The organism is Marinomonas sp. 15G6-16 (assembly GCF_055809555.1).
In genome coordinates this window covers 2,885,647-2,911,562 of sequence record NZ_CM147916.1, presented here as the reverse complement: position 1 = coordinate 2,911,562, position 25,916 = coordinate 2,885,647, and the positions used below count along the sequence as shown (strand labels likewise).

At 42.2% G+C, this 25,916-nt stretch carries 26 protein-coding genes and 1 pseudogene; 13 read left to right on the top strand and 14 right to left on the bottom strand.

Annotation, left to right across the window (positions count from 1 at the left end; genetic code table 11):
- Together AC0L46_RS13935 and arfB are read right to left on the bottom strand one after the other, a co-directional pair.
- Positions 1-1,575: a cytochrome ubiquinol oxidase subunit I gene (locus AC0L46_RS13935; protein WP_473504423.1), complete on the bottom strand. Its 1,575-nt coding sequence runs from the start codon at positions 1,573-1,575 to the stop codon at positions 1-3.
- 310 nt (positions 1,576-1,885) lie between these two features.
- A complete protein-coding gene (gene arfB, locus AC0L46_RS13930; RefSeq protein WP_414680165.1) occupies positions 1,886-2,299 on the bottom strand; it encodes an alternative ribosome rescue aminoacyl-tRNA hydrolase ArfB in 414 nt (137 codons plus the stop codon).
- 197 nt (positions 2,300-2,496) lie between these two features.
- Between arfB and hisA the strand changes: the two genes are divergently transcribed.
- On the top strand, positions 2,497-3,261 hold the full coding sequence (gene hisA / locus AC0L46_RS13925; protein WP_414680166.1) for a phosphoribosylformimino-5-aminoimidazole carboxamide ribotide isomerase: 765 nt from the start codon (positions 2,497-2,499) through the stop codon (positions 3,259-3,261).
- Positions 3,262-3,460: 199 nt separating this feature from the next.
- Entirely contained in the window at positions 3,461-4,228 is a 768-nt protein-coding gene (locus AC0L46_RS13920) for a hypothetical protein (protein WP_473504421.1), read from the top strand.
- Between the two features lie 27 nt (positions 4,229-4,255).
- On the opposite strand, the gene AC0L46_RS13915 is transcribed toward AC0L46_RS13920, so the two are convergent.
- Positions 4,256-4,726 carry a hypothetical protein gene (locus AC0L46_RS13915; protein ID WP_473504419.1) on the bottom strand — a complete coding sequence of 157 codons (471 nt, stop codon included), beginning with the start codon at positions 4,724-4,726 and terminating at the stop codon, positions 4,256-4,258.
- A gap of 149 nt (positions 4,727-4,875) precedes the next feature.
- On the opposite strand from AC0L46_RS13915, the pseudogene AC0L46_RS13910 reads away from it, so the two are divergent.
- Together AC0L46_RS13910 and AC0L46_RS13905 are read left to right on the top strand one after the other, a co-directional pair.
- Positions 4,876-5,978 (top strand): annotated as a pseudogene (locus tag AC0L46_RS13910) (sigma-54-dependent transcriptional regulator); the annotation flags it as partial.
- A gap of 102 nt (positions 5,979-6,080) precedes the next feature.
- Positions 6,081-6,245, top strand: coding sequence for a helix-turn-helix domain-containing protein (locus tag AC0L46_RS13905; RefSeq protein WP_473507156.1), 165 nt, complete (start codon positions 6,081-6,083; stop codon positions 6,243-6,245).
- A 379-nt stretch (positions 6,246-6,624) separates the two neighbouring features.
- Here the strand turns inward: AC0L46_RS13905 and AC0L46_RS13900 are convergent, their stop codons facing one another.
- Positions 6,625-6,930 (bottom strand): hypothetical protein, encoded by a 306-nt coding sequence (locus AC0L46_RS13900; protein WP_414680170.1) that lies wholly within the window; start codon positions 6,928-6,930, stop codon positions 6,625-6,627.
- Between the two features lie 643 nt (positions 6,931-7,573).
- Here AC0L46_RS13900 and rsgA point away from each other — a divergent pair.
- From rsgA to AC0L46_RS13880, 4 genes are all read left to right on the top strand, one after another.
- Complete coding sequence (gene rsgA / locus AC0L46_RS13895) at positions 7,574-8,551, top strand: GTPase RsgA (RefSeq protein WP_473504417.1); 978 nt, start codon at positions 7,574-7,576, stop codon at positions 8,549-8,551.
- Between the two features lie 235 nt (positions 8,552-8,786).
- Positions 8,787-9,314 carry a menaquinone-dependent protoporphyrinogen IX dehydrogenase gene (hemG, locus tag AC0L46_RS13890; RefSeq protein ID WP_473504415.1) on the top strand — a complete coding sequence of 176 codons (528 nt, stop codon included), beginning with the start codon at positions 8,787-8,789 and terminating at the stop codon, positions 9,312-9,314.
- Between the two features lie 69 nt (positions 9,315-9,383).
- A complete protein-coding gene (locus AC0L46_RS13885) occupies positions 9,384-11,261 on the top strand; it encodes a cation:proton antiporter domain-containing protein (protein WP_473504413.1) in 1,878 nt (625 codons plus the stop codon).
- A 255-nt stretch (positions 11,262-11,516) separates the two neighbouring features.
- Positions 11,517-12,557, top strand: coding sequence for a hypothetical protein (locus AC0L46_RS13880; protein WP_473504411.1), 1,041 nt, complete (start codon positions 11,517-11,519; stop codon positions 12,555-12,557).
- On the opposite strand, the gene AC0L46_RS13875 is transcribed toward AC0L46_RS13880, so the two are convergent.
- The 4 genes from AC0L46_RS13875 to AC0L46_RS13860 all read right to left on the bottom strand — a co-directional run bounded on the left by AC0L46_RS13875 (position 12,554) and on the right by AC0L46_RS13860 (position 14,911).
- Complete coding sequence (locus AC0L46_RS13875; protein WP_473504409.1) at positions 12,554-12,910, bottom strand: Fis family transcriptional regulator; 357 nt, start codon at positions 12,908-12,910, stop codon at positions 12,554-12,556. The two genes, AC0L46_RS13880 and AC0L46_RS13875, sit on opposite strands and share 4 nt — an antisense overlap.
- Before the next feature lie 98 nt (positions 12,911-13,008).
- Complete coding sequence (gene dnaQ / locus AC0L46_RS13870) at positions 13,009-13,734, bottom strand: DNA polymerase III subunit epsilon (RefSeq protein ID WP_414680176.1); 726 nt, start codon at positions 13,732-13,734, stop codon at positions 13,009-13,011.
- Positions 13,731-14,174, bottom strand: a complete 444-nt coding sequence (gene rnhA / locus AC0L46_RS13865; protein ID WP_414680177.1) for a ribonuclease HI — start codon at positions 14,172-14,174, stop codon at positions 13,731-13,733. Before rnhA ends, dnaQ begins: the two co-directional genes overlap by 4 nt.
- Positions 14,171-14,911: a class I SAM-dependent methyltransferase gene (locus AC0L46_RS13860; RefSeq protein WP_414680178.1), complete on the bottom strand. Its 741-nt coding sequence runs from the start codon at positions 14,909-14,911 to the stop codon at positions 14,171-14,173. The genes rnhA and AC0L46_RS13860 overlap by 4 nt, the downstream gene beginning before the upstream one ends.
- Positions 14,912-15,009: 98 nt before the next feature.
- Here AC0L46_RS13860 and gloB point away from each other — a divergent pair, with 98 nt between their 5' ends.
- Positions 15,010-15,783, top strand: a complete 774-nt coding sequence (gene gloB, locus AC0L46_RS13855; protein WP_473504406.1) for a hydroxyacylglutathione hydrolase — start codon at positions 15,010-15,012, stop codon at positions 15,781-15,783.
- 81 nt (positions 15,784-15,864) lie between these two features.
- Positions 15,865-17,520 (top strand): lytic transglycosylase, encoded by a 1,656-nt coding sequence (locus AC0L46_RS13850; protein WP_473504404.1) that lies wholly within the window; start codon positions 15,865-15,867, stop codon positions 17,518-17,520.
- A gap of 103 nt (positions 17,521-17,623) precedes the next feature.
- Here the strand turns inward: AC0L46_RS13850 and ppnP are convergent, their stop codons facing one another.
- The 4 genes from ppnP to AC0L46_RS13830 form a co-directional block, all read right to left on the bottom strand.
- Positions 17,624-17,914 carry a pyrimidine/purine nucleoside phosphorylase gene (gene ppnP / locus AC0L46_RS13845; RefSeq protein WP_414680181.1) on the bottom strand — a complete coding sequence of 97 codons (291 nt, stop codon included), beginning with the start codon at positions 17,912-17,914 and terminating at the stop codon, positions 17,624-17,626.
- A gap of 65 nt (positions 17,915-17,979) precedes the next feature.
- Complete coding sequence (gcvA, locus tag AC0L46_RS13840; RefSeq protein WP_414680775.1) at positions 17,980-18,876, bottom strand: transcriptional regulator GcvA; 897 nt, start codon at positions 18,874-18,876, stop codon at positions 17,980-17,982.
- Positions 18,877-18,981: 105 nt separating this feature from the next.
- Positions 18,982-20,328: a DEAD/DEAH box helicase gene (locus AC0L46_RS13835; RefSeq protein ID WP_473504402.1), complete on the bottom strand. Its 1,347-nt coding sequence runs from the start codon at positions 20,326-20,328 to the stop codon at positions 18,982-18,984.
- A gap of 74 nt (positions 20,329-20,402) precedes the next feature.
- On the bottom strand, positions 20,403-20,948 hold the full coding sequence (locus AC0L46_RS13830) for a DUF1285 domain-containing protein (RefSeq protein ID WP_473504400.1): 546 nt from the start codon (positions 20,946-20,948) through the stop codon (positions 20,403-20,405).
- 192 nt (positions 20,949-21,140) lie between these two features.
- Between AC0L46_RS13830 and AC0L46_RS13825 the strand changes: the two genes are divergently transcribed.
- The gene (locus tag AC0L46_RS13825) at positions 21,141-22,094 is read left to right on the top strand and encodes a methylenetetrahydrofolate reductase (RefSeq protein WP_473504398.1); all 954 of its coding nucleotides are present in this window, start codon (positions 21,141-21,143) and stop codon (positions 22,092-22,094) included.
- Here AC0L46_RS13825 and AC0L46_RS13820 read toward each other — a convergent pair.
- Positions 22,091-23,101, bottom strand: a complete 1,011-nt coding sequence (locus tag AC0L46_RS13820) for a glycosyltransferase family 9 protein (protein ID WP_473504396.1) — start codon at positions 23,099-23,101, stop codon at positions 22,091-22,093. The two genes, AC0L46_RS13825 and AC0L46_RS13820, sit on opposite strands and share 4 nt — an antisense overlap.
- A gap of 107 nt (positions 23,102-23,208) precedes the next feature.
- Between AC0L46_RS13820 and AC0L46_RS13815 the strand changes: the two genes are divergently transcribed.
- Together AC0L46_RS13815 and AC0L46_RS13810 are read left to right on the top strand one after the other, a co-directional pair.
- Complete coding sequence (locus AC0L46_RS13815; RefSeq protein ID WP_473504394.1) at positions 23,209-23,919, top strand: 3-deoxy-D-manno-octulosonic acid kinase; 711 nt, start codon at positions 23,209-23,211, stop codon at positions 23,917-23,919.
- Positions 23,912-24,832, top strand: a complete 921-nt coding sequence (locus tag AC0L46_RS13810) for a lysophospholipid acyltransferase family protein (RefSeq protein ID WP_473504392.1) — start codon at positions 23,912-23,914, stop codon at positions 24,830-24,832. Before AC0L46_RS13815 ends, AC0L46_RS13810 begins: the two co-directional genes overlap by 8 nt.
- Before the next feature lie 56 nt (positions 24,833-24,888).
- Here the strand turns inward: AC0L46_RS13810 and AC0L46_RS13805 are convergent, their stop codons facing one another.
- Positions 24,889-25,878, bottom strand: a complete 990-nt coding sequence (locus AC0L46_RS13805; RefSeq protein ID WP_473504390.1) for an LLM class flavin-dependent oxidoreductase — start codon at positions 25,876-25,878, stop codon at positions 24,889-24,891.
- Positions 25,879-25,916 lie beyond the last annotated feature (38 nt).

Sequence of the window (25,916 nt, the reverse complement as noted above, 5' to 3'; positions counted from 1 at the left end):
TTATACCTCCTGCTTTAACTGAGCAGTTTCTTGTTCAAGTGCATAGCGACCAGTGTGTAAACTAGAAGGCCCCTGCTTTGCAAAACGAATCATTAGATACATTTCGGCAATCAAGAAAGCGGTATACAAGACGGCAAAGCCAGCGATCGTAATCCAAATTTCGGTTGCTGTTAGGCTCGATACTGCAACGTGAACAGGTAAGATTTCACCAATCGCCCACGGTTGACGGCCATATTCTGCAACAAACCAACCGGCTTCGTTCGCAATCCAAGGCAACGGCAAACACAGCACAATGAATTTCAAGAAAGTAGGATTATTACCAATTCGGCGACGAGCATTTTGATAGAAAGCCGCTGCGAACACGATCAACATTAGGAAGCCACATCCCACCATAATTCGAAAGGCGAAAAACAAAGGCGCAACCTGAGGAATAGAATATTCCACCGCTAGATCAATTTCGTCTGACGTTACTTTATTGATGTCTTCATTGAAGGCTGTCACCAATAAACCGTAACCAAGGTCGTCTTTCACTTTCTCGAAGTTAGACTTCACAAGAGGATCTGTTGAGCCTTCGCGTAATTGCTCAAGCAACTGGTTCGCATAAATACCATTGATGATTCGTTGGCGATTATGCTCTTTCAGTTCTTGAATACCCTCTACTTCCGTATCAAGAGAACGTGTTGCAATCAAACCCATTAAGCCCGGAATCTTGATTGCGTATTCGTTTTCTTCAAGCTCTTGGTTTGGGAAAGCAATCAGAGTGAAATCCGCAGGTGCTTCCTGAGTTTCCCATTCCGCTTCAATGGCAGCCAATTTCACTTTTTGAACTTCACCAATCTCGTAACCAGATTCATCACCTAGCAAGATCACACTCAAAATAGAAGCCAGACCAAACGCAGAAGCAATGGCGAAAGAACGACGAGCAAAGGCAAGATCACGACCTTTTAGTAAGTAGTAGCTTGAAATCACTAGAACGAACATGGCACCCGTTGTGTAACCTGCAGAAACCGTATGAACAAACTTCACCTGCGCCACTGGGTTAAAGATCAAAGCGCTGAAATCAACCAACTCCATTCTCATGGTTTCGTAGTTGAACTCAGAACCGACTGGGTTTTGCATCCAGCCGTTGGCAATCAAAATCCATAGAGCAGATAAGTTAGAACCTAACGCTACGCCCCAAGTCACCATTAGGTGTTTTACCTTGCTGAGACGATCCCAACCAAAGAAGAACAAGCCAACCAAAGTGGACTCTAGGAAGAAAGCCATCAAACCTTCGATGGCCAAAGGTGCACCAAAAATATCGCCAACATAATGAGAGTAATAAGACCAGTTAGTCCCGAATTGGAACTCCATCGTCAAACCCGTTGTTACGCCAAGCGCAAAGTTAATACCAAACAATTTACCCCAGAACTTAACCATGTCTTTGTAAACTTGCTTACCGGTAATCACGTAGACTGATTCCATGATTGCGAGTAAGAAAGCCATCCCTAATGTCAAAGGGACAAACAAATAGTGGTACAGAGCAGTGAAAGCAAACTGAAACCGCGATAATTCCACTACAGCTTCGTTAATCATATAACTTCAACCCATTCATTTGATTGAGAAAAAAGACGCTTGTAGACACTTAAATTCATTTAATTGAGTGTTCTTATTATCTAACGCCCACCGAAGCCTCACCCATCTGAGGCTACTATAAGGCCAGATTATGAGAGGTGTTGCGTTTTAAAACATTGCGTTAGATCAAGATAAAGAGAGTGAAAAGAATATGTCAGAAAGCCAAAAAACAGAGTGTTTAAAAAGCCACAGGAAAGTCTTTCATTTGTAGATATATGTCATGGAAAAGGCGGCTCAAAGCCGCTATTAGAGAAGACAAAGTAAGATGAATCTAATCCCAGTTACTGCGTCTTAGGCTTTTGATTTGCCCTTTTTGCTTTTTCTGATCAACTCGTTTTTTCTGGGAAGATCGTGTCGGTTTGGTTGGACGACGGGCTTTTTGAACTCGAACAGCTTCTTGAATTAAGGCTTTTAGGCGCGCTAATGCGTCTTCCCTATTCAACTCTTGAGTTCTGTGTTGTTGTGCTTTGATCACGATATCGCCGTCTTTCGTGAGGCGAGAATCTTTAAGCTCTAAAAGTCGCTCTTTATAAAACGCAGGCAAGGAAGATTGAGCCACATTGAATCTAAGATGAATCGCAGAAGAGACTTTATTAACATTTTGACCACCCGCTCCTTGGGCTCGAATAGCAGTAAGTTCTATTTCGTGGTCTGGGATCGCTACTGCGACGGAGATTTGCAACATAGGGTTTCTTTGAAAATTCTATGATAAGAAGGAAGCTGTGATTATAACAGGCTTCCTGAATGTTTTCTCTGACGCATCGTTTCTCAGGAATTTATCGGCTATACTGCTTTTTTGGCATTTCAGCCATGTTCATTTTTGCGTATTATTTTTGGCTGCTTTCCATAAGCAGCCATTTTTAGCAGTAATAGGAGCGTTTTGTGACTCAGTTTCGTCCTTGTATCGATTTACATCAAGGCAAGGTTAAACAAATTGTAGGTGGTAGCTTGAACGACAAAGGCGCTACTGAAAACTTTATCAGCGATTACAACGCAGAGCATTACGCGAAGCTTTATCGTGAGCATGGCCTTACGGGCGGCCACGTAATTGCATTAGGTAAAGGCAACCAAGATGAGGCATTAAGCGCCCTGCGTGCTTATCCTAACGGTTTACAATTTGGTGGCGGTGTAAAAAGTAGCAACGCTGCGAGTTATTTAGAAGCTGGCGCTTCTCACGTTATTGTAACGTCTTACTTATTTAAAGATGGCGAATTCTCTTGGGATCGCTTAGACAAAATTAAGCGTGAAACAGGAACAGATCGCCTTGTATTAGATTTGAGTTGTCGACGCACAGAAGACGGCTGGAGCATTGCGACTGACCGCTGGCAAACGGTTACTTCTACGAAAATCAACAAAGAAAACTTAATTGAGCTGGCTGATCACTGTGATGAGTTTTTAATCCACGCTGCTGATGTAGAAGGCTTACAGTCAGGAATCGACGAAGATTTAGTGCGTCTATTAGGTAGCAGTGCTTGCCCTGTTGATATTACCTATGCTGGTGGCGCTCGTTCCTTGGCAGATTTAAAACGTGTGCATGAATTATCAAACGGTCTTGTGGATTTAACCATTGGCAGCGCGTTGGATATTTTTGGCGGGCAAGGCGTCACTTTGGATGAATGCATTTTGTGGAATCAAACACAAAAGTAGCCAGCTCAAGCCAATCAAAAAAGAAGCGTTTGGTGTGAACCCTCGCTTCTTTTTGAATAAACACCTTCATTTTGTGGTTTTTGCTCATCTTTACCTATTCTTTAAACAAATACAGTAGTAAGTAAAGAAGGCTTCATCTCGACATCAATCACGCCATACTTCATACTTGTTTTTTTGTATTTCACCTCAGGACAACACCATGTCTCTATTTCGTACTGGCCTTTTACTTGCGACGCTGTTACTTAGCGCCTGCTCGATGCCAATATTAGACAATTTATCGTCAAGCACTTCGTCAGAAAAAGACAAGGCTCAATCAGAAGCCAATGCAGAATCAAGCGATTTACTGATTCCAAACCTTCAAGGCCAAACAGAAGAAGTTGTAGAAACAATCAACAGCACCTCTTATGACGAATTACTAACAAGATATAACGACCAGAAAAAACTGGCGGAAGCAAACTATGAGGAACTTAAAAGCCGCGTAGGCAAAGCAGACAATCTTCCGAAGCTATTAATCAATACAAATACCAGCCAACAAAATATTGATACTGCAATCCAAGAGCTTCGCAGTTACACAAGCAAAACCAATACAGAGATTGCGCAACTGAATGCCCGTGTGGCGGATCGCCAGACAATGGCGATCAATGGTGACTTAATTCGCGTATTTTTGTCTGAAGCGACGATTAACCATGCAGAACAAGAATTTAAAGCTCAGCCACTTGTTGGCCAATGGGTAAGAGGAGAAACCAGAGTCATTCGATTAAAAGACCATATCTTCTTTGAGAATCCAAAGTCAGAAGATTTAGTTATTACTTTCTCTGAGACTTATCAGCTTATTGTGAATCAACAAGTGATCGCCACAGTTAACCCGAACAGAGAGAAAAACAGCGCTAGCTTTAATGTGCCAACACAAGATAATTTGGGCAAGATTATTGGTAAGTTGGACTATCGAATAGAAGGCAATAAATAGTGTTTCAGAAACGCAGCTAAGCTCTATTTATTTAATGAGTTTAGCTGCTTTTCGTCTGCTTTCGGTATTATCCAATACCACTTGAATACGCGCCAAATAATCAATAATACCATTCGCAAACACTCGGTTATTCAGCTTTTTAACCAACCTTCCTACGCGTTTTATCACTTGGCAATTTACAGACATCACACGAGTAGAAAGAAACCTATCTGACGCATTCAGTGCCGATATATACGCAATCGCAATGTAACCCGGTTCTGGATTCATAGTGCCTGTGTCTTCTGGTAACTCATCAACTCCTTTTAGCAACCTTTCAGCCAACTGCTGATATAAAACAGAAACCGTTTTAAATACATGTCGATCTAAAGTGTTGCTCACTCGCTCATGAGACTTAGCATTTGCTGAATATCCGTCTAGGCACATGGAAAGCATATCCCATAAAAGATGAGTATCAGGCAATTGAGCCAATTCCGTTTGTGCCTCTTTATAAGTCGTCATGCTCCATCTCCTTTCAAAAAACAGTGAACTTTGTGCAAATAAGGATGATTAAGCTCTGGTTTACTGAAAAGTCCCCTTGGTAAACCTATGACACTCTACAACCCTGTGATTTCATAGCCCTAATATAAATTTTGATCTAATTAGGGAAAATGATAATGCCTTCTCCAAAGCTATTTATGCATATTAAAGATCCATCATTAGCTTCGGACTTATTGTCTTTGCAAAGTCTTTGCCAATATGAATTGAGTGTTAGCCGACAAACAGAAGACTGGCTAGATCAACTGACTGAAAAGAAGTGCGATGTGGCGCTTATTGAAGTGGGTTCATGTCACGACAAAGCATTAAAAGAACTTATTAATAGCCCTATTTTGTGCCAAACCGAATTCATCTTTTTCAGTACCGGAAGCCCTGATCCAACGCTCGACCATTTAATTAAGAAAGGCGCTGGTTTTCATTATCGTGCACCCTACCATTTCTCTTTAATTGACGCTTCACTTCAAGAGATCTTTCGTGAGCTAAATCTCACAAAAGAAAGCAACAATGTACAAACCAGTTACCTTGATCAATTTGGGCTTTTAGTGGGCTCCTCACCTAGCATGCACTCTTTGTATCGAACCATCCGCAAAGTGGCAGCCACCAAGGCCAATGTCTTTATTATTGGCGAGAGTGGTACAGGCAAAGAGTTAATTGCAAACACCTTGCATGTCGTTAGCCCAAGAGCTGAAGCCCCTTTTGTGGCCATTAACTGTGGCGCGCTCAGTCCAGAGTTAATCGACAGCGAATTATTTGGCCATGTAAAAGGCGCATTTACCGGTGCTCACAAAGATCACCAAGGGGTTTTCGAACAAGCAGAAGGCGGCACTCTTTTTTGGATGAAGTCACCGAAATGCCTTATGAACACCAAGTTAAGCTACTACGCGTCCTTGAAAGCGGTGAATACAAACCCGTTGGCTCCCAGCACGTAAAAATAGCCAATGTCCGTATTGTTGCGGCAACTAACCGAATCCCAAGTGAAGCAATCCGCTACGAACTTTTCCGTGAAGATTTGTACTTTCGTTTAGCTCAATTCCCTATTTATGCCCCTAAACTTAGAGACAGAGAAGGCGATGCATGTGGCTTGGCTCAGCACTTTTTAGCTTATCGAAACAGTCAAGACGGTCTGCAAAAGCAGTTATCTGAATCTAGTCTCGACAAAATAAAGCACTATCATTGGCCAGGTAATGTCAGAGAACTAAAACACGCGATCGAGCGAGCTTATATTCTATCGGATCAAATCATCCAACCTGAGCACATTATCACCAACGATTCCGACTATAGTGCTTCAAGCGATCAATCAGCTGGCATTCCTACTGGTATGCGCCTTGAAGAAATCGAGAAAATTGCCATTCTCAAAACACTAAAAGAGAATAATGGCAACCGAACCGATACCGCACAACAGCTTGGAATTAGCATCAAAACCCTCTACAACAAGCTAGATAGATACGAAAGCCATTTATCTGCACAAAAAGCAGCCGAGTAATATTCGTTACCTTCTTATGCCCTAAATGCTCCTCGGTGGTGATGACAAGCAAAGTACTTCATCAACACCGAGGACAAACTAAGTCATCCTAACCTAGGGAAGGTACTAACAAGTCCACTGACTTCAGCGTGTGGATAAACCTTTATTATTCGAGGCAAGCTTCGCAGTCCAATATGAACATATTGGCAAGAAGCTTAACAAAGAATAAAAAACGTTTAGCCCACGCCCTTCGGGTCTTTCAGAGAAACGGCCTCTCTGCGTTAAGAGTGATTGAAAGGTATTAACATTCCTGCTCACTCTTGCCTTGATAGACCGTTTCGTTTCTCTGATAAGACTGAAGTTCAGAAGACTTATTCGCACCTTCCCTAGCCACAAACCATTAGCAGTTTGTGTCTGTTGCATCCATACCTTCTTTCACTTCTTCACATGTGTCTTCAACAGTGTTACCGGCATCTGTCATGATGTCATCAAGTTCACTTCCTGCATTGTTTAAAGCTTCACCTGCTTCATCGATCGTTTGATCTACCGCAGCACCTGCATCGTTAAACGTCTGCTCAACTGTTTCACCTGCGCTAGACAAAGTATCTTCTACTTTGGTTTCTTCTGATTCCTGACCACATGCGGCTAATGTCGCTGCCGTTACAAGAACAAGAGTCGTATTTAATAGCGTTTTTTTGATATTCATAATGGTAACCTCCATTTAATTAAAAGATTGGCTGCTGTTTTGCGTAAGTCGCCAGCATCCCAAAGACTTAATTCAATCATCAGCAATTTAAGGCGCTAATCATTGATGTCAGTTACCCTATAGCGAAGGCCATGCCAACTTTTTAAAATAAACATAAAATATTGATAAATAACAAATTTATTAAATTTTAGACACTTAATACCTTAAGTTTCAATCAAGCATTCAAGTAACTTTTACAAAAACACTCGGTAACTATTTCCGCCAAGTAATTGTAAAGATGAAAACACTAAGGACGCCCTCCAAAGAGAAGCAAAATGACGATTCAAATACGCTCTTTTAAGCGCCACAAAAAAATGTGAAGAAAAGAAAAAACACCACATAAAAGCATCAAGACTACACCTCTATTATGACGCTCATATTTCTATTTGTGGTGGTCTCAGTCTGTGCTAATCTCGCAAAATAGCGCACTGGTTTTATGGTGGTTTTTGACTTCAAATGAAGCTAGAAATCACCACATAAGAAAGGTCAGAGTTGTTATATTTTGGTCGATATAAAGATGGCGGTTTTGCCTCTCATTCTCGGCACTCATTGAAGCCTTTTGCTTCTTATTTATGATGAGCGTATTTCGCTTGGGGTAATAGTAATGACTTCCTCGTTCACTTTATTGGATTTAGGCTGGCAAGCGTATTTCCAACAACAGTTATCACTGGATGATTTAGAATCTAATCGTATTGCACGTATTTGCTCTCATAATGACAGCCAATATGAGCTGATTAGTGAATTTGGTTTGTTTACCTTAGACAAGTCTTTAGACACGCCTAATATGCTTGTAGGTGATTGGGTCGTTACCGATGCAGACAATGGTTTGCTACGCACACTCGACGCCAGCTCAAGCTTTGATTCAATCGCGGCCAATATCGACACCGTTTTTATCATGTGTGCATTAAACCAAGACTTTAATCTGGCTTTGATAAAGCGCTATTTAACTCTCACTCATGACGCTCAGGCGGATGCGGTTGTAGTGCTAACAAAAGCGGATCAATGTGATGATGCCTCAGAAAAGCGTGCTCAAGTCGAAAAATTAGACCCTCTTCTGATTGTTGAAACAGTCAATGCTCTTAATTCTGATAGTCTGAGCGTTTTGACGCCGTTCCTTAAAAAAGGCAAAACCATCGCCTTACTTGGTGCAGTTGGCTCTGGCAAATCAGCGCTCATTAATACCTTGATGAAAACAGAAGATGACGCCAACCCAGTTCAAATGATTGGTGATTCTGGTGTGCTAAAAATTATGCCATCAGGCGCGATACTGCTCGACACTCAAGAAATGCGAGAGCTTCAAGTGAAAGAGTTTGATAGCAGCACGATCGCAAACTTTGCTGACCTTATCTCGCTAGAAGATCATTGCCGATTCAGTGATTGCCACCACCAAGGTGAACCTGGCTGCGCCATTCAAAAGGCACTTGATAACAAAGAAGTCGACGCTCAACGGGTGGCAGAATTTTTATTGCTTAAAAATGAAGACAATGACAGCGATGTAAAACAGAAATCCAAACCACAGGAAAAATTTTACCGCAGCGCCCAATCAGATATCCGAGCGAGAAAACACAGCTCAGCTGAATAAACTAGAACTAGGTTTTCTATAAAACGGCTCATGACATACGCTTTGCTCGATATGTTGTGAGCCGTTTTTTTTAGTTACAGATCAAGCCTCTGTCTTTCTTAAAAGTTGGATAAAAATGTCATCCGCCTTCAAAAATAGATTTGAGCTTTGACACTCTGTCCTTGAGTGTTTATAACAAGTGCCACTAATAGCATCTTGCTCTTTCCAATCCACAGAGGCGGCTTTCTGAATCACTATGTCTAATATTTTAATTCTTTTCTCTACTACAGACGGTCACACCAAGAAAATCAGCCAAAAGTTACAGGAAACAATCGAACAATTAGGTAATTCTGTTAGCTTGCTGCCCATTGAAGAAGCCAACCAAGAGACGCTAAACACACAGGATAAAATTGTGATCGGCGCCAGCATACGTTATGGCAAACACCAAAAACAGGTGGTTGATTTCATCACTCAGCACAAGGTCTTATTAGAAAGCAAACCAAGTGCCTTTTATACGGTGAACCTTGTTGCTCGTAAGCCTGAAAAGTGCCAACCAGACACGAACCCTTACATCATCAAGCTCTTAGCTCAATTAGAATGGCAACCAAGCCTACAAGGCGTTTTTGCGGGTAAATTAAATTATCCTAAATACGGTTTCATCGACCGTAATATGATCCGTTTCATCATGTGGATGACAAAAGGACCGACAGATCCAACGACGGTTAAAGAGTTCACAGATTGGGAAAGCGTGCAAACCTTCGCGTATTCCATCGACACGCTATAATTTGCTTATCGCTCACGTATAACTCAACACAATACTTTTACAGATCTGCCTTTTTTAAGGAATAAAGAAATGACCGACGCTTTACTATTAGCCTTTATTTTTCTGGTTGCTGGGGTTGTTTCTGTCCCCATTGCAGCTCGCCTTGGTTTAGGTTCCGTTTTAGGTTATTTGCTCGCTGGCATTATCATTAGTCCTTTGCTGACTGTGTTCGAAGTCGATATCGAATCCATTCAGCATGTTGCCGAGCTTGGCGTGGTGCTTATGCTCTTCTTAGTAGGGCTAGAATTAAACCCCAAAAAGCTCTGGGCTTTAAAATCCAAACTCATAGGATTAGGTGGAGGGCAAGTTGCCTTTACCGCCCTTTTCGTCATGGGTCTGGGTATGCTTTTAGATCAAGAGTGGCGCACGAGTTTGGCCATTGGCTTGGTGTTGGCCTTATCTTCTACCGCCATTGTGATTCAAACCTTAACGGAAAAAGGCTTGATGAAATCCGATGGTGGACAGTCTTCTTTCGCTGTTTTGCTCGCGCAAGACATTGTGGTGATTCCTATTCTGGCCTTTATTCCCCTTTTAGCAACGCCAGAATTGATTGCCGCTTTAAGTCATTCTACCGAGTTGACAAGCGCCAGTGGTCACTCAGATAAACTCTCCTTCTTAGCCGATTTGAAAACATGGCAAGTGACTTTGGTAACCATAGGCGCAATCGCTATTGTCGTGCTAGGCGGCCATTTTTTAACCACACCCATTTTCCGTTTTATCGCCGTTGCGCAATTAAGAGAACTGTTTACGGCGACAGCGCTTATGTTTGTTATTGGCACTACATTGCTCATGACGCTTGTAGGACTTTCACCTGCGCTTGGCACCTTCTTAGCCGGCGTCGTTTTAGCGAACTCTCCTTATCGGCATGAACTGGAAAGCGACATTGCTCCTTTTAAAGGATTGTTGCTTGGTTTGTTCTTTATGACAGTGGGTGCTGGGATTAACTTTTCACTTCTGTTTAGCGACTTTTTCTCCATCCTTGGTCTTACCATTGGCCTTATTCTCGTTAAAATCGCTACACTTCTCATACTTGGGCGCATCTTCAATATCCGAGGATCAAACCGTTGGTTATTTGCTCTAGCGCTTGCTCAGGCAGGTGAGTTTGGCTTTGTTTTGCTTTCCTTCACTGTCAGTAATGCGGTGATTTCTCAGGCCACAGCCGACGTCTTACTCTTGGTTGTAGCATTGTCTATGTTGCTCACTCCTATGTTGTTTATCTTGTACGATAAAGTCATTGCTCCTCGCTACGCGAACGACCACTCTTCAAGCAAATATGACGACTTACCAGACGATAATAAAATCATCATCGCAGGTTCTGGTCGTGTTGGAGCCACCATAGATAACATTCTGCGCCTAGCGAATTTTCATTCCACCGTGATTGATTTCAACGTCAAGCGACTCGAAGCACTGGAGCGTTTTGGCGTGAAAAACTACTTTGGCGACGCTACTCGTCCAGACCTACTTCACGCCGCAGGTATTGATGAAGCCTCACTGCTGATTATTGCCATTGATGATCCTGAACAAACCATAAAAATGGTGAAATACGTCAGAGAAAATTACCCAGATCTACACGTCATAGCGCGAGCTTTTGATAACAACCACGTTTACGATCTTTGGGCTTACGGTTGTCGAGACATTATTCGTGAGAACTTTGACAGCAGCTTACGCATGGGTCGCTCTGCCTTTGAAGCCTTGGGTATTTCAACAGAAAAAGCAGAAAAAATGGTTGAGGTCTTCAGTCAACATGACAAAAAGTCAATGGTCGATGTGGCAGACGCTCATCAAACTGGTGTGCCTTTCCATGAAAATAAGGTGTTCATTCAACGTCTTCGTAAATACCTAGAAGAGAAGAACCCTCAACTAAAAGAAAAGATGCAAAAGATCCTCAATCAAACTGACGCTGACTAGGGAGGTGCGAATAAGTCTTCTGAGCTTCAGCCAGTGGATGGACTTGTTCGTGCCTTCCCTAGCCTCTCTCATTGGGTGAACCGGTCTGCAAACAATAAAATAAGAGCATTTTTCAGAAATTATTTTATTTTTTGCTTTTCGGTGTCATCCAATATGTCAATTATTTCGTAAGTTATCTGAACTGGTTAAAAACTTTCATAAAGTGATGTTATAACTCGACTTTTAGACCACGTAATTTTTGACTTAGAGATTCAAATGAACACACATAAAACCCAACAGGATACGGGCAGTTACATTGCCCTTGGTGAATACTGTTTAATCTCTGCGCCAACCGTTAATCTACCCAATGGCGAAAGCTGTGTTCCTCAGCATTTTTATGGCTACAACCATGATTTAGAAAGTGTTGAATCCATTTTGAACCACATCCAATTTTCCAATCACTATCCTATTTTTTGCGCTGAAGATGACCAAGGACTTTTCATTCAAGTGGGGATTATTGGTCGAGAAAACTACCAACGTAACAATCCAGCCCGATCGAAGAAAATTGTCTACGGTCGAAAATGGCGTGTTGAGCCGAATTTACCTACGTCAGAGATTATCCAAACCGTTTTCCTTGCATTAAAAAAAGCTCGAGAACATGAAATACGAGAATTGGTCACTTTGTCATCTATAGACGGACAAAAAGTGAGCACACCTTTTAACAGCCATCATGATCTGCCTTTAATGGCAGAATGCCGGAGCTTATTTCAATTATCTGAAACCACACAAAGCTTCACGATTGAGTCTGTACAGCAGCTGTTAGACACACTCAGATTTGATCAAACTAAAATCCAATGTGTTGATCTTGTTCATCGCAGAAATGGCAAAGTCTTGGTTGATGTGATGTTCAATATTGGCGACAAAGAGCAAGATAAGAACATCGAATTCTCTGAGCTTCACGGCATAGAAACCACTTTAATTTTGAACACCTCGTCCACTAATGAGCTACTGTACGCTCTAATGGACACTCTGATTCAATTAAGTGATCGCTATGTGGAGAAGCATTTTAAATTTAACGGGTTTAATCGCTTCAGCCGAGAACACGACTTACGACAAATTGGTGAGTTTTCCATTAACACGCGCTTTATTCAATCCAACAAACTGGATGAAAAAGGCAAGCAACTCATCACAGAACATAACTGTTCAGTGGATGAATCACGCGCCCCAAATATCAAACTTGAGCAGCAAAAACTCAGGCTTGCTGAGTCGTTTAGAAACATTGAGATGATAGAAGGCTTTTTACCAAAAGGCTTTTAATGGATAGTCAAACAATGTAAACGCTCATTCCACTTACCGTTGTGTGAGCGCTCACAGGCTTCTTCCGTATCGAAAAGAATAGATTGACCTAGGTTTTTAATCGATAAGCCAGCTCGGTTTAATTCGTCCGCGATCAATCGACCAAAATACTCATCTTGCTTAGTTTCTCGAGCCGAGATTAAGTCTTCGTCTTTTTCAAACACACAAATAATCTTAAGCGAACCTGGGAAGTGATTGAAATTCACCAAATGTGTCAACCAAACAAAGCCAGACACGTCTCCCAAAGCGCTTTCACATACTTGAGTTAACGCTTCACGAAGGGCTTTCTCTATTTTTTTATCCGATTTTTTCATGTTTCTCACAGAAGACTGTTCATTGGCTAAACAAGACAATGAACCAATTTATGATTTCAGAGTGTCATTGGGTTTTCTAAGACTGACAAAAAAGCCTCTTAATTAAGAGGCTGTTCAGGCTTTCGCCACAGAGATTGGCCGGATTTTTTATCAATCAAATCCAAACGCTCTTCGTGCATTTTTAACTCTTGCTCATTTGGTCTAATGACTTTTAGACGAGGACGATCTGCTGATAATCTACGAATCACTTCTTCAGAACCATCTTCTTTCGATTCGCCATCAGAGCCGTTGCTCAAACCTAAACTGGTTTGACCACCCGTCATAAGCAAGTACACATCGGCTAGAATTTCGGAGTCTAACAGGGCTCCGTGTAATTCACGATGCGAGTTATCTATTCCATAACGTCGACATAACACATCAAGGTTATTCTTCTGACCTGGATGCTTTTTACGCGCATACACCAAGCTATCGAAGACGCTACAGACTTCCGCGGTTTTTGGGTAGCCTCCGATGCGGGCGAATTCGTGATCCATGAAGCCAATATCAAAGGGCGCGTTATGGATAATTAATTCAGCGCCTTTGATGAAATCAAAAAACTCTTGGGCGACTTCATGAAAACGAGGTTTGTCTGCCAAGAACTCATTACTGATGCCGTGTACCTGGAAGGCTTCTTCTTCGACCTCTCGATCAGGGTTTATGTAGACATGAAAATGACGATTCGTAAGCTTACGCCCGATCATTTCCACACAACCAATTTCGATGATTCGATGCCCTTGTTTAGGGTCAATACCGGTTGTTTCTGTGTCTAGTACGACTTGTCTCATGCTGATGCCCTCAACTCTTCAATACCTTGATTGGCTAAGTCGTCGGCAATTTCATTGCCTTCTATGCCGGCATGACCTTTCACCCATTTCCAAGTGACTTGGTGCTTTTGACAGGCTTCATCTAGTGCTTGCCATAAATCTTTGTTTTTTACTGGCTGCTTAGAAGCCGTTACCCAACCTTTTCGCTTCCAACCTGCCATCCATTCAGTAATCCCTTTTTGTACATAAGAAGAGTCTGTATAAAGTGTCACATTACATTCTTCTTTTAGTGCACGAAGCCCTTCTATGGCGCCCATAAGCTCCATTCGATTATTGGTTGTGTCGTGTTCGCCACCACACAATCGTTTTTCATGTTCACCAAATGTTAGCCAAGCGCCCCAGCCACCAATTCCTGGATTGCCCTTGCAGGCACCGTCTGTATATATAATTACGTCTTTCACTCTTTCATCTCTTTTGCTGTGGGCTTAGTTAATGGTGGCACGCGAACACGCGCTTTTGTCCAATGTGGTTTTATCGGCGTATAACGTTTTACCTGTTTTGTGGCTGTCATGACATACACGCCACTAAAAGGTAACTTGAGCGGTCGCAGCATTTTTTCTAGCCATTTAAAACGTAATCGCCAATTGCCATTTTGAATAGGCGGTTCGTAGTAAATAAAACGCTTTGTTTCTAAGGTTAAACCCGCTACTTTCAACCAATCTTCTAGGCGTTGATGAGCAATAAAACGACCGCACCAAGGTGCTTTTGCTCGCTTAGAAAACAACCGACAAAAGCCCCATAAGCTCCAAGGGTTAAAACCGACGACAATTAATTTTCCACTTGGTAATAAGGTTCTAGCCGCTTCCCGTAAATCATCATGAGGCGTAGCGGATGTATCCAATGTGTGATGAAAAATATGCACATCAATACCATCTGTTTCAAAGGGCAACTCATTCGATTTTGCAACTATGGTACAACTCGAAGCACCAAGTTCTAACGCTGGCGCGATCAGAATGTTTTCTCGGATGCGATGATTATGAAACGCTATTTTTCTCAGCGGTGATTGCGTCACTAAGTAGTAGCCAACTGTGGAATCTAGCGTAGCTTCTATTTCTTTCAACTCAAGCTGAAGCACACTATTGCCGAGGTTACTCTGATACCAAGTCTGAAAAAATTGTCTTGATTGATTATCCGACATAAAATCAATTCTCTATAAAAACGGCATGGCGATGTATTTATTTTGGTTATCGGCTCGTCATGTGTAATCTAATCATTCTTATATAAAGTAGACAACACATGAACTTACTTCCGCTTCCTGCCTTTCAAGACAATTATATCTGGATAATCGAAGATAAAGATAGTTCGGACATTTGGGCTGTAGACCCAGGTTCCGCTAAGGTTGTCATTGAGTACTGCGCTCAGCATGAAAAAAACCTCGTGGGCATTCTCATTACTCATCATCATCATGATCACACTGGTGGCGTTGCTAAGCTGAAGGAACAAACAAACTGCCTTGTATACGGTCCAAAGCATCTAAAACATCTGGTAACACATCCTGTCAAAGAAGGCGATGAAATCGCTGTTTTTACAAGAGTCTTTTCTGTTTTAGAAACACCAGGACATACTTTAGATCACCTTTGCTACTTTTCTGATCAAGCAACACCCATTCTATTTAGCGGCGACACACTATTTAAAGGTGGCTGTGGGCGAATTATGGAAGGCACACCAAAGCAGATGCTCGCGGCCATGGAAAAACTATCCGCTCTTCCTGACAACACACTCGTTTATTGCACTCACGAATACACATTAGCCAATTATCGTTTTGCATTATCTTTGGAGCCTGATAATACAGATTTAATTGAAAGCCATCTTGCGAGCACTCTTCTAAGAGAACAAAACAAGCCGACTTTGCCTTCAAATTTGGATTTAGAGAAAAAAACTAATCCTTTTTTACGTTCTCACAACCCTTCTTTGAAAACCCATGCGGCACAACAACTTAAAGAAGAAGTCGCGACAAATTCCGTTGAATCCTTTAGTCAAGTCAGACGCGCCAAAGACACTTTTAGTTGACCTCTTTCGCTACACCCTTAAAATGACCAAACTTTATTCAATTTAGTGAGTTTCATGATTTATAGAATTTTTTGGATTTGCTTGACAAGTCTTACCCTAAGCGCCTGTCAAACGGCCTCCAAAATAGACACTGATGCTTCATCTAGCTCATTAGAAACAGTTGATGCAGTGGAAGCTGACATAGTCGATGCTGACCCTGAACGCTTAGGCTTTATTGACAGCGTTCCCGTTATCGATTCCTCTCTCGAAGAGTCTACCGACCCAGAAGTCAATACAGAAGAAGCAGCAGATCAAGAGCCTGTCGTTGCTGTTAGCAAGCCAAAAGTTCCTGATGATATTTGGGACAGAATCAGAGCCGGTTATCAGCTAGATTTAGACATTGATCGCCCTCGTTTATCGTCTCAATTACGTTGGTTCAGCTCTCACCCATCTTATTTAGATCGTGTATCAAAGCGTGGCGAACGCTATCTTTATTACATTGTAGATGAATTGGAAAAAGCAGGTATTCCAACAGAAATAGCGCTTTTACCAATTGTTGAAAGTGGCTTTGACCCTTTTGGCTACAGTCACGGTCGAGCATCCGGCCCTTGGCAATTTATTCCTTCCACTGGTCAGATGTATGGTTTGGATCAGACTTGGTGGTACGACGGACGCCGCGATATCATTGGTTCTACTCAAGCCGCGATTGCTTACTTAACTCGTCTACACAAAATGTTTGATGGCAATTGGTATCATGCCCTTGCTTCTTACAACTCTGGCGAAGGCACTGTAATGCGCGCCATCAGAAAGAATAGAAAAGCAGGCAAACCAACCGACTTTTGGTCACTTGATTTACCAAAAGAGACGCGTGCCTACGTTCCCAAGCTAATTGCTTTGGCAAAAATCATTAAAAACCCAGAAAAGTACAACTACTCGACTTACTTCATCCCGAATAAGCCTTACTTTGATGTGGTGAATATCGGCGGTCAGTTGGATTTAGCTCAAGCTGCAGAAATGGCTGGTGTTAGCATTGATGAAGTGTATTTGTTGAACCCAGGCTTTAACCAGTGGGCGACATCTCCAGATGGTCCTCACAGACTATTAATGCCAGTGGGTAAAGCGAAGCAGTTCAGAACAAAATTGGCTGAGATTCCGCCTCAAGACCGAGTTACTTGGGTGCGTTACACAGTGAAAGCGGGTGATAGTCTGTTGCTCATCGCAAAACAGCACAACACAACCGCTGGTGTTCTACAAAATGTAAATAAGATCTCTTCTTCTCTTATTCGCGTTGGACAAGAGTTGATGATTCCAGTTGCTGGTAACAATATTGAAAGCTACACACTCAGCTCTCACCAACGTTTGCTGGCGAAGCAATCTCGTGCGCCGACTAGAAATCGAATCAAAATAAACTACACAGTAAAGTCCGGTGACAGTTTATGGCTCATCGCCAATAAGTATGAAACAGACAGCAAAACTCTTGCTCGCTGGAACAGCATGGGACTTGCTGACCCACTTATGCCGGGTCAGAAGCTGGTTGTTTGGTTGCAACCTAAAGAATCTACAAACACCAACAGCACTCGCAGTGTGATGAAGAAAGTAGTTTATACCATCCGTTCTGGCGAATCGCTGGCACTGGTTGCCAATAAATTCAAAGTGTCTGTAAATGATATTAGAAGTTGGAACCCGAAAGTGGCCAGCCAAAAGTATGTTCAGCCAGGTGACAAAGTAACCTTATTAATCAATGTTGTAGGTGGTTAAGCAAACGGTTACTCGTTCTACCACTCCTAAAAAAAGGGCCTATCTTGATTAAGACAGGCCCTTTTTTATGATCAGCTTACTTTACTGGCTTACTGGGTTGCTGTTATTCGTAACGGCAAAGATAAGCGGTTGTTTCAGCCACTTTTACTTGAAAGCTCTGGTTTGCTTCAACAATGAAAGTCTCGCCTTTCGCAAAGGTTTTCCATTCTGTCTCTGTTGGCAAAAGTACAGTCAATGAACCTGAAACAACCGTCATGTATTCTCTTTGGCTCGTACCAAATTCATACTCACCAATCGCCATAACACCAACAGTTGATGTCCCTTCAGCATTGTCTAATGCAATGGATTTCACTTGATCATTAAAGTAGCTGTTTACTGTTAACTCTGTACTCATAAAACATTTCTCACTGATATTTTAAAAAAGAGCCTTCTTTTTCCAAAAGAGGATAAGAAACACACTCAACCATTTTCATTACCTGCCATCTGCTCAATGATCCACTCTTTAAAGGCCATCATTGCAGATGTCACCGATCGACGTTTCTCATAAACAAGATAGAAAGATTTATTCGTAATCAAATGCTGATCAAACAATATTTTTAAGGTACCGGCCTGTATTTCAGGCATAACCAATTCAGGGTCAGACAAAGCGATACCCAAACCTTGAGCGGCTGCGCCTGCGGTTAAAGAGCCACTCGAAAACATCAAACCTCGTCGAAAAAGCGTTGCATCCAAATCATGCTGCTGAAGCCAATCATGCCACTCGTCTTTGCGTTTTGTAACGTGCAAAAGAGGATAAAAGCGCATGTCTTCAGGCGTATTAATAGGTTGATCGGCTTTGATTAATCTAGGATTACATACAGGCGCAAGTCGAGCGGCACGTAAATAATGAGCTTCAACACCGTCCCAATCACCATTTCCGAAATACACCGCCATATCAATGTCATTGGCAGAGAAGTCGACTAAACCAGAAGACGAACTTATTTCAATTTGAATATCAGGATAACGCTCTTGAAAGCTTTCCATTCTCGGCATCAACCAACGAGTCAGAAAAGCCGGCGCCACAGCCAATCTCAATGACCCCGTTTTTTGCTGGCTTTTCAGCTCAGACGTGGCGTTTTCTAGCTGCTCAAAAATGCTTCTGATAGGCTTTAAATAGGATTCGCCAGCTTCCGTTAATATCACTTTCCGTTTAGTTCGACGAAATAGCTCAATACCCAGAAAGCTTTCTAGGCCTTTAATTTGATGACTAATCGCCGAAGGCGTCACAGACAACTCTCTAGCCGCTTTATTAAAGCTGCCATGGCGTGCTGCTGACTCAAAACATCTAAGCGAGTTTAATGGGGGCAAACGATTAATAAGCTCGTCTCCAATAGATAAGAAAGATTAATCAATATAGTGAAAATAATTCACCTGTCAATAAATAAAGCGTCACCTACAGTCAAATTCACAGGCCGTCAAATATTACTCGTCTTCATCACCAAGATTCGCTGGCTTCTCTGTTCGCTTAGAAGGCAATTTAAAAGCCTCAAAGCCATCTTGCTGATTGTCATGAAAGCGCGCTTTACCTTGCGGTTTCTTAGCCACTTTCTTAGGAGATTTACTCGCCTTTTTATTCGGCGCTTTCTTAACCGTTGGGCGAGTTGGTTTCGCTGGCGCCAAACCTTTAAACTTCGGCTCTAGGCCTTCAATGACTTCTGTTTCAAACGTCTTTTGTAAGAATGCTTCAATGGCTTTGAAGTTCACCCAATCTTTTGGCCCAACCAAAGAATACGCATCGCCTTTAAAACCTGCACGACCAGTTCGACCCGTTCGGTGAACAAATTCTTCGGCTTGTTTAGGCAAGTCAAAGTTAAATACATGAGAAACACTCGCAATGTCCAAACCGCGAGACGCCACATCTGTGCTCACAAGAACCTCAAATTGCCCTTTAGCAAAACTTTCCATGGCTTTGTTTCGAGCACTTTGTGACAAGTTGCCATTCAAAGCTTGAGTGGTTAATCCCCAGCTGGCGATCATCTCAGCAAGGCGTACTGTGTCATTTTTTGTCGCCGTGAATACGATGGCTTGTTTAATCGTTTGATTCACTAAAACATGCTTTAACAGGGCTTCTTTGTGATCAAGGTGATCACAAAGCAAAATATGTTGGGAAATGTCTTTGTGCTCATCAAAGCCTTGACCAATTGCCACACGAGAAGGCTCTTTCAACAATTCCCCTGCAATAGCGCTGACTTCCGTATTATCAAGTGTTGCAGAAAAGAACAATGTCTGACGTTGGCGATGACTAGCGGCTTCGTTTATGGCACGCATTGCATCCGCAAAACCCAAATCCAACATACGATCAGCTTCATCTAGAATAAGCAGTTCAAGACCTTCTAAATACACATGACGTTGTTTCAAGTGATCAACCAAACGCCCAGGTGTTGCCACAATAAAATGCGGATCTTTTTGCAGCTGTTTATGCTGATCATTAAAGTTTTCTCCACCCTGAATTAAAGTAGAGGTAAAACGACTAGCGGCAAGCAAAAGACGCAACTGACCATAAACTTGCTTCGCCAATTCACGCGTTGGTACTAAAACAACTACTCTAGGGTCGCGTTTGGAGAGTGCTTTTTTCTTATACACACGATGTAATGCAGGTAAAAGATAAGCCAATGTTTTCCCTGAACCGGTTTTTGACGACGCCAATAAATCTCGACCAGCCATAGCTTCTGGAATAGCGCGAGACTGAATTTCGGTTGCTTCATCAAAGCCCAAATGGCCGATGGACTTCAAAATGCGATTATCAAAACCAAATTCTTCGAATAACAAAAAAACACCCCTTTAAAACGACAAAATAAGAAAACGTACAGCGACGTATAATTCGCGCATTATAACCCAGTTCCTCATTTATCTTGCATTAAAAGATACGATTTACCGGCACTGATTATGCCCATTCCGGCTCCTTTTTCGGTTTCAACCTGTGCCAAGCTTTCCGCTAAGGCATAAAATACATTTCGGCTTAATAATGCCTTCATACCGTAACGCATCGAAATATAAGGACGCTCTTCATTCTCAAAAGGAGACACCCACATATCACAGTCTAGACCAAGAACTGAAACATCTTTGGTTTGTGTTGTAAATTCAATAGCTGGTCCTTGCTCCGTCTCTATCCAATTCCATTCCGTCACCAAAAAAGGCGCGTCTTCAACTTGGATTCGTACTTTCTCAACAGGCGTTACTAAAAAATACTCCCCTTCTTCAAACCATAAAATGCGGCTGAACATATTCACCATGGCGGGACGATGAATTTTTCCACCTTCATGTATCCAATCACCATTTGCTTTTATGACTAGATCCATATCGCCACAAAAGTCAGGCTTCCATAAATGAACCGGCGGTAATGAAGAAGTCGTGACTTCTTTTAAGCCTTTTAAAGCAATATAAGACATAGAGAGCTTCCTGTTAATTTTATGGCAAGCGATGAAGTATTGAGCGAATTAGCCATTCTCACTTCATCTACAATATTATTCAACTTATAGAGAAGGCCATGAATTCGTTTCACTGTTAGAATAACCACATCAAATAAATATACCGAAGCGCAGAACAAGATTATCTGCCTCGACGACTTAGAGTGTGACATTATGAAATCCGAATTGGCAAGAAAGTTCCAAGATCCTAACCGAGGTGTGTACTTCATCGGCACAACACCACCTCGCTCCTCTGTTGAAGAAGAGCAGTTGGAACAAATCAGCAACAAATTATTGGATCGCTTAGCTGGCGTTGAAGCCGATGGTTTAATCGTCTACGACATTCAAGATGAAACCAGCCGAATTGATAAGCCTCGCCCTTTCCCTTTTATGGAAACGCATGATCCAAGAGCTTGGTCAAAACGCCTTCATACTCAATCAAGCAAGCCAGTTATTACTTATAAGTCTGTTTCCTCTCGTAGCTCAGAAGAATTTTCAGGCTGGTTGACAGAAGCTTGGGAAGATTTTGGTATTCGTGATTTAGTTTTGGTTGGCTCTCCTTCTTCGGACGGCGACATCAAGCTACCTTTGCCAAAAGCGTACGACACTCTAAAAGCCTCTCCTCATGCCTTCAATTTGGGTGGCGTCACCATTGCTGAACGTCATGCTAAAAAAGGAGATGAGCATTTACGCATCATGAAAAAGTCTGATGCTGGCTGTGAGTTTTTCATCTCTCAAGCGGTTTATAATCACCAAGCAACGGCAGACTTAATCAGTCGCTATGCCAGAGAATGTAGAGATCACGGTGAAGAGCCGAAGCGCATTATCTTGACTTTCACGCCGTGCGGCAGTGCCAAGACGCTGGAATTCATGGAATGGTTAGGCATTTCTGTCCCTGATGCCACTAAGCATCGTATTTTGGATTCTGCAACACCATTGGCTGAATCTATCAAAATTTGCCGTAATGCCTTGGAGCAAATTATTGAGATTGCGCTACCTCTTGGCGTTCCTCTTGGCTTAAACATTGAAAGTTTAACCAATAGAAAAGAAGAGATAGACGCGTCCATTCAATTGTACAAACTATTGAAAGCCACACTGGACTTAAAACTTGCCGAACAAGCGCTTTAGATAAAGCGCTTTATTTCCGCTAAAACTTGGTCAACATGAATATGTTGCATGGCTTCAGCATCATGCACTCGCGTTGACCAAGGCAGTTCTGCCACCGGCTTTTGATATTCTTTTTCAGCCAATTGCTCATACACACTGACCACTTTATCCAAGTCTCGATATGGTCCAGTTCGTTTTGGATTGGAATGCGCATACAAACCTAATACAGGCGTTCCAACCAAAGTTGCCATATGAGCAGGCCCAGTATCTGGACTGATGACCAATTCTGCGCCTTTCAAAACACTCAACATAACGTCTAGTTTTGTTTTACCGACAAGGTTGATAACAGAATCTGTTTGTTCTGCAATGATGTGTTGAGCGAAAGACTTCTCTTCCGATGATGGCCCACCCGTAATAACTACAGTCATACCTTTACTTGAAAAATATGACATGACCGCCTGATAACCTTCCAGTGTCCAATTTCGATCAGCTTTAGAAGCTGAAGGGTTCAAAACCACATAGCGACTCGGCAAATCGAAAGTTGTCTCAGGTAAATTCAATTCACACGGCAAGCTTGGTTCTGAAATTCCCAACACACTTGCGATAGACAAAAAAGAATCTAAAACATGCTCGCCCTTTGGTTCCGGCGCGTACTCATTAACAAACCAATGCTGCTTTTCTCTAGAGTGAGATAAAGCAAAACCAACACGGCGTTTAGCTTTCACCATACGAGAAACAAGACTTGCTCGTAGCGACCACTGCAAATGCAACAAAACATCGAACGTCTGGTCTTTTAATAAAGACCGCAATGTTAATAACCCAGAAAATCCACTTTTTTTATCGTACTCAACCACATTCACACCGTTCAACAAACGAACCAAATTTGCTTCTAATGGCGAAGTCACCCAAGTCACTTTCATGTCTGGATAACGCATCATAATAGATTGAACCACAGCCATAGCGTGACACACATCACCTAATGCAGATAACCTTACCACGGCTAAATGCTGAATTTTCTCTTGCTCCATCTCTTCCTCTAGGGCTGCTTAAACAGAACAAGTATTATAGAATAGACACCATTGAATGTGTCCAACTTTATAGACATAAGAAAGAACACAATAACGAAGCGAGCAAGATGCCACAGCCCATCAAAGTATCATCGAACACTTTTCTCTTAAAAAGTGATCAAAACCAGCCACTCACTGCTTCATGGTTTGATCCTGAATTCTGGCAATCGCAAGAAGCATTAACTGGCACTGGCACCGGTCGTGGTGAAGTGTGGTTTATTAACAGTGAATTTGGGCGCTTCGTCATACGCCGCTACCGTCGCGGCGGCTTAATCGCAAAATTTAATAAACGAGGTTTTCTGTTTACAGGCCAACAAAACACTCGCCCTTGGCTTGAACTCAGCTTATTGGAACATATGCGTAATCTGGACTTACCTGTCCCTAAACCCGTTGGTGGACTCTATACTCTTAAAAAAGGCTTTTACCAAGCCGAATTACTAACTGAGACCATCGATCATGCAGAAGACCTTTTTGATCTCATCAAAAGTGACAAAAAAGATCAAATTGCATGGCAAGAGGTTGGCAAGGTCATTAAGCGCTTTCATACTAGCGGCATTTATCACTCTGACTTGAACTGTCATAACATCATGATAGATAAACAAGGCAAAGTATGGGTGATTGACTTCGATAAATGCGAACAAAGAGCGCCAGACCCAAGCTGGATGCAGTCTAATATTGATCGACTAAAACGCTCACTGGATAAAGAGTCGAGCAAATTTTCAAATTTTTATGTATCAGAAAAGCAATGGCAGGCTTTTTTAGAGGGATACCATGGCTAAGCAAAGCACATTAGATAAAAGCATTAAAGAGTTTATCAGTCCAAAACACTGGCTAAGCTGGTTAGGAATGGGGGCCGCTTTTTTAATTAGCTTTCTTCCTTGGTCTGCCTTACAAGCAGTGGGTAAGGTTTTTGGGCGACTTCTCTATTCATTATCGCCTAGACGCCGACATATTTGTAATGTGAACTTTAAGATTTGCTTTCCAGAAATGACCAAAGCAGAAAGAAAGCAGCTCACTAAAGAACACTTTGAGAGCATGGGACAAGGCACGTTAGAAACCTTCGCTTCTTGGTTTCAAGATAAAAATCGCTTCGCGTCACGAGTTGTGTTTGAAGGACAAGAAGTCATTGATCAAGTACTGGCTAAAGGTAGAGGCTGCATCCTAATCAGTGGTCACTTTTCCTCTCTTGATATTTGCGGCAGCCAAGTACCACGTATTCTTGACGTTCACCCTATTTATAAACTGCAGAAAAACCCTGTTGTAAACTGGGTTATGGAGCGCCAACGCAAGGCAATTTTCTCAAAAACGATTGAACGTAGAAATATGCGTGAAGTGCTTAAATCACTGAAGAAAAATAAAGCCGTCTGGTACGCAGTAGATCAAGACTACGGTCGAAGAGATTCGGTTTTTGCCCCTTTTTATGGTCGTGAATGTGCAACCATAGCGCACATTGGACGCATTGCAAAAATGACCAATGCTCCAGTTGTTCTGTACGACTACGGCCGCACAGAAAATGGCTACCACCTGACATTTACAGAAGTACCAAACTTCCCAACGCCAGATGATATAGAAAATGCAACGACGATTAACCGTCTAATGGAAGAAAGCATCAACCCTAAGAAACCGCAGTATTTTTGGGCACACCGTCGCTTCAAGACTCAAAAAGAAAAAGGCACACCTTCTCCTTATTAAAAATCGTTCACATATAAAGAAGCTCCATCAAATTCATTTCGATGGGGCTCTTTGAATCATTTCACTAGACTATCCCGAACCTCCGCCATTAGTTTTAATGACTTCAATCTTGCTTCTGAATCATGAATTGGCATTGAAACAATCAATTCATCCACCTGAGTCGTATCAAGAAAGCTCGACAGCTGAAAGGCCACGGATGCTTTAGAACCTACAACAGCATATTGCAGCATATGTTCGACCATGTATTTCTCACTTGGCGACCAAATAGTGTCCATTGAATCCACTGGTCTTGGGAAAGGTTTGTTGCCATTTCGGCGCAAGTTAACAAACTGCTGCTGAGCCGACGTAAATAGAAATTTCGCTTCTTCATCTGTATCCGCCACAACCGCCATGACACCAGCCATGGTATGAGGCTTAGTCAGTTGTTCAGATGGCTTAAAGTGGCGACGGTAAAGGGTTAAAGCTTGAATCAATTGATCTGGTGCAAAGTGAGAAGCAAAAGAGTAAGGCAAACCAAATTCAGCCGCGACTTGTGCACTGTATAAACTAGAACCAAGCATCCACAAAGGCACATTCGTTCCAAAGCCTGGCACAGCTTTAACCCCTTGGCTTTCATTTCCAAGCAAACGCTGTAATTCCAAAACATCTTCAGGGTAGCTATCGACAGCCGCATCCATATTACGTCGTAACGCTCTGGCCGTTTGCATATCCGTACCCGGCGCTCGCCCTAAGCCCAAATCAATTCGGTTCGGATAAAGCTCAGCCAGAGTGCCGAACTGCTCGGCAATCACCAGAGGCGAATGATTCGGCAGCATAACACCACCAGAACCTAATCGAATCGTATTTGTTGCTGAACCAAGATGAGATAAAACAACAGAAGTGGCAGAGCTTGCAACACCTGCCATGCCATGATGTTCCGCCAACCAGAAACGCAGATAATTATTTTCTTCTGCTGCAATGGCCATTTTACGGCTCATTGCGAAGGAATCCGCAACAGAACAACCCTCTGCAACGGGCGCTAAATCAAGAATAGAAAAAGGAACCATAATATTTTCCAACAATATAGAGTATTCCCTGTTAGTTG

Coding starts and splice junctions, on each gene's coding strand:
- AC0L46_RS13935 (WP_473504423.1), bottom strand. CDS start 1,575: ATGATTAACGAAGCTGTAGTGGAATTATCGCGGTTTCAGTTTGCTTTC.
- arfB (WP_414680165.1), bottom strand. CDS start 2,299: ATGTTGCAAATCTCCGTCGCAGTAGCGATCCCAGACCACGAAATAGAA.
- AC0L46_RS13920 (WP_473504421.1), top strand. CDS start 3,461: ATGTCTCTATTTCGTACTGGCCTTTTACTTGCGACGCTGTTACTTAGC.
- AC0L46_RS13915 (WP_473504419.1), bottom strand. CDS start 4,726: ATGACGACTTATAAAGAGGCACAAACGGAATTGGCTCAATTGCCTGAT.
- AC0L46_RS13905 (WP_473507156.1), top strand. CDS start 6,081: ATGCGCCTTGAAGAAATCGAGAAAATTGCCATTCTCAAAACACTAAAA.
- AC0L46_RS13900 (WP_414680170.1), bottom strand. CDS start 6,930: ATGAATATCAAAAAAACGCTATTAAATACGACTCTTGTTCTTGTAACG.
- rsgA (WP_473504417.1), top strand. CDS start 7,574: ATGACTTCCTCGTTCACTTTATTGGATTTAGGCTGGCAAGCGTATTTC.
- hemG (WP_473504415.1), top strand. CDS start 8,787: ATGTCTAATATTTTAATTCTTTTCTCTACTACAGACGGTCACACCAAG.
- AC0L46_RS13885 (WP_473504413.1), top strand. CDS start 9,384: ATGACCGACGCTTTACTATTAGCCTTTATTTTTCTGGTTGCTGGGGTT.
- AC0L46_RS13880 (WP_473504411.1), top strand. CDS start 11,517: ATGAACACACATAAAACCCAACAGGATACGGGCAGTTACATTGCCCTT.
- AC0L46_RS13875 (WP_473504409.1), bottom strand. CDS start 12,910: ATGAAAAAATCGGATAAAAAAATAGAGAAAGCCCTTCGTGAAGCGTTA.
- dnaQ (WP_414680176.1), bottom strand. CDS start 13,734: ATGAGACAAGTCGTACTAGACACAGAAACAACCGGTATTGACCCTAAA.
- AC0L46_RS13860 (WP_414680178.1), bottom strand. CDS start 14,911: ATGTCGGATAATCAATCAAGACAATTTTTTCAGACTTGGTATCAGAGT.
- gloB (WP_473504406.1), top strand. CDS start 15,010: ATGAACTTACTTCCGCTTCCTGCCTTTCAAGACAATTATATCTGGATA.
- ppnP (WP_414680181.1), bottom strand. CDS start 17,914: ATGAGTACAGAGTTAACAGTAAACAGCTACTTTAATGATCAAGTGAAA.
- AC0L46_RS13830 (WP_473504400.1), bottom strand. CDS start 20,948: ATGTCTTATATTGCTTTAAAAGGCTTAAAAGAAGTCACGACTTCTTCA.
- AC0L46_RS13825 (WP_473504398.1), top strand. CDS start 21,141: ATGAAATCCGAATTGGCAAGAAAGTTCCAAGATCCTAACCGAGGTGTG.
- AC0L46_RS13820 (WP_473504396.1), bottom strand. CDS start 23,101: ATGGAGCAAGAGAAAATTCAGCATTTAGCCGTGGTAAGGTTATCTGCA.
- AC0L46_RS13815 (WP_473504394.1), top strand. CDS start 23,209: ATGCCACAGCCCATCAAAGTATCATCGAACACTTTTCTCTTAAAAAGT.
- AC0L46_RS13810 (WP_473504392.1), top strand. CDS start 23,912: ATGGCTAAGCAAAGCACATTAGATAAAAGCATTAAAGAGTTTATCAGT.
- AC0L46_RS13805 (WP_473504390.1), bottom strand. CDS start 25,878: ATGGTTCCTTTTTCTATTCTTGATTTAGCGCCCGTTGCAGAGGGTTGT.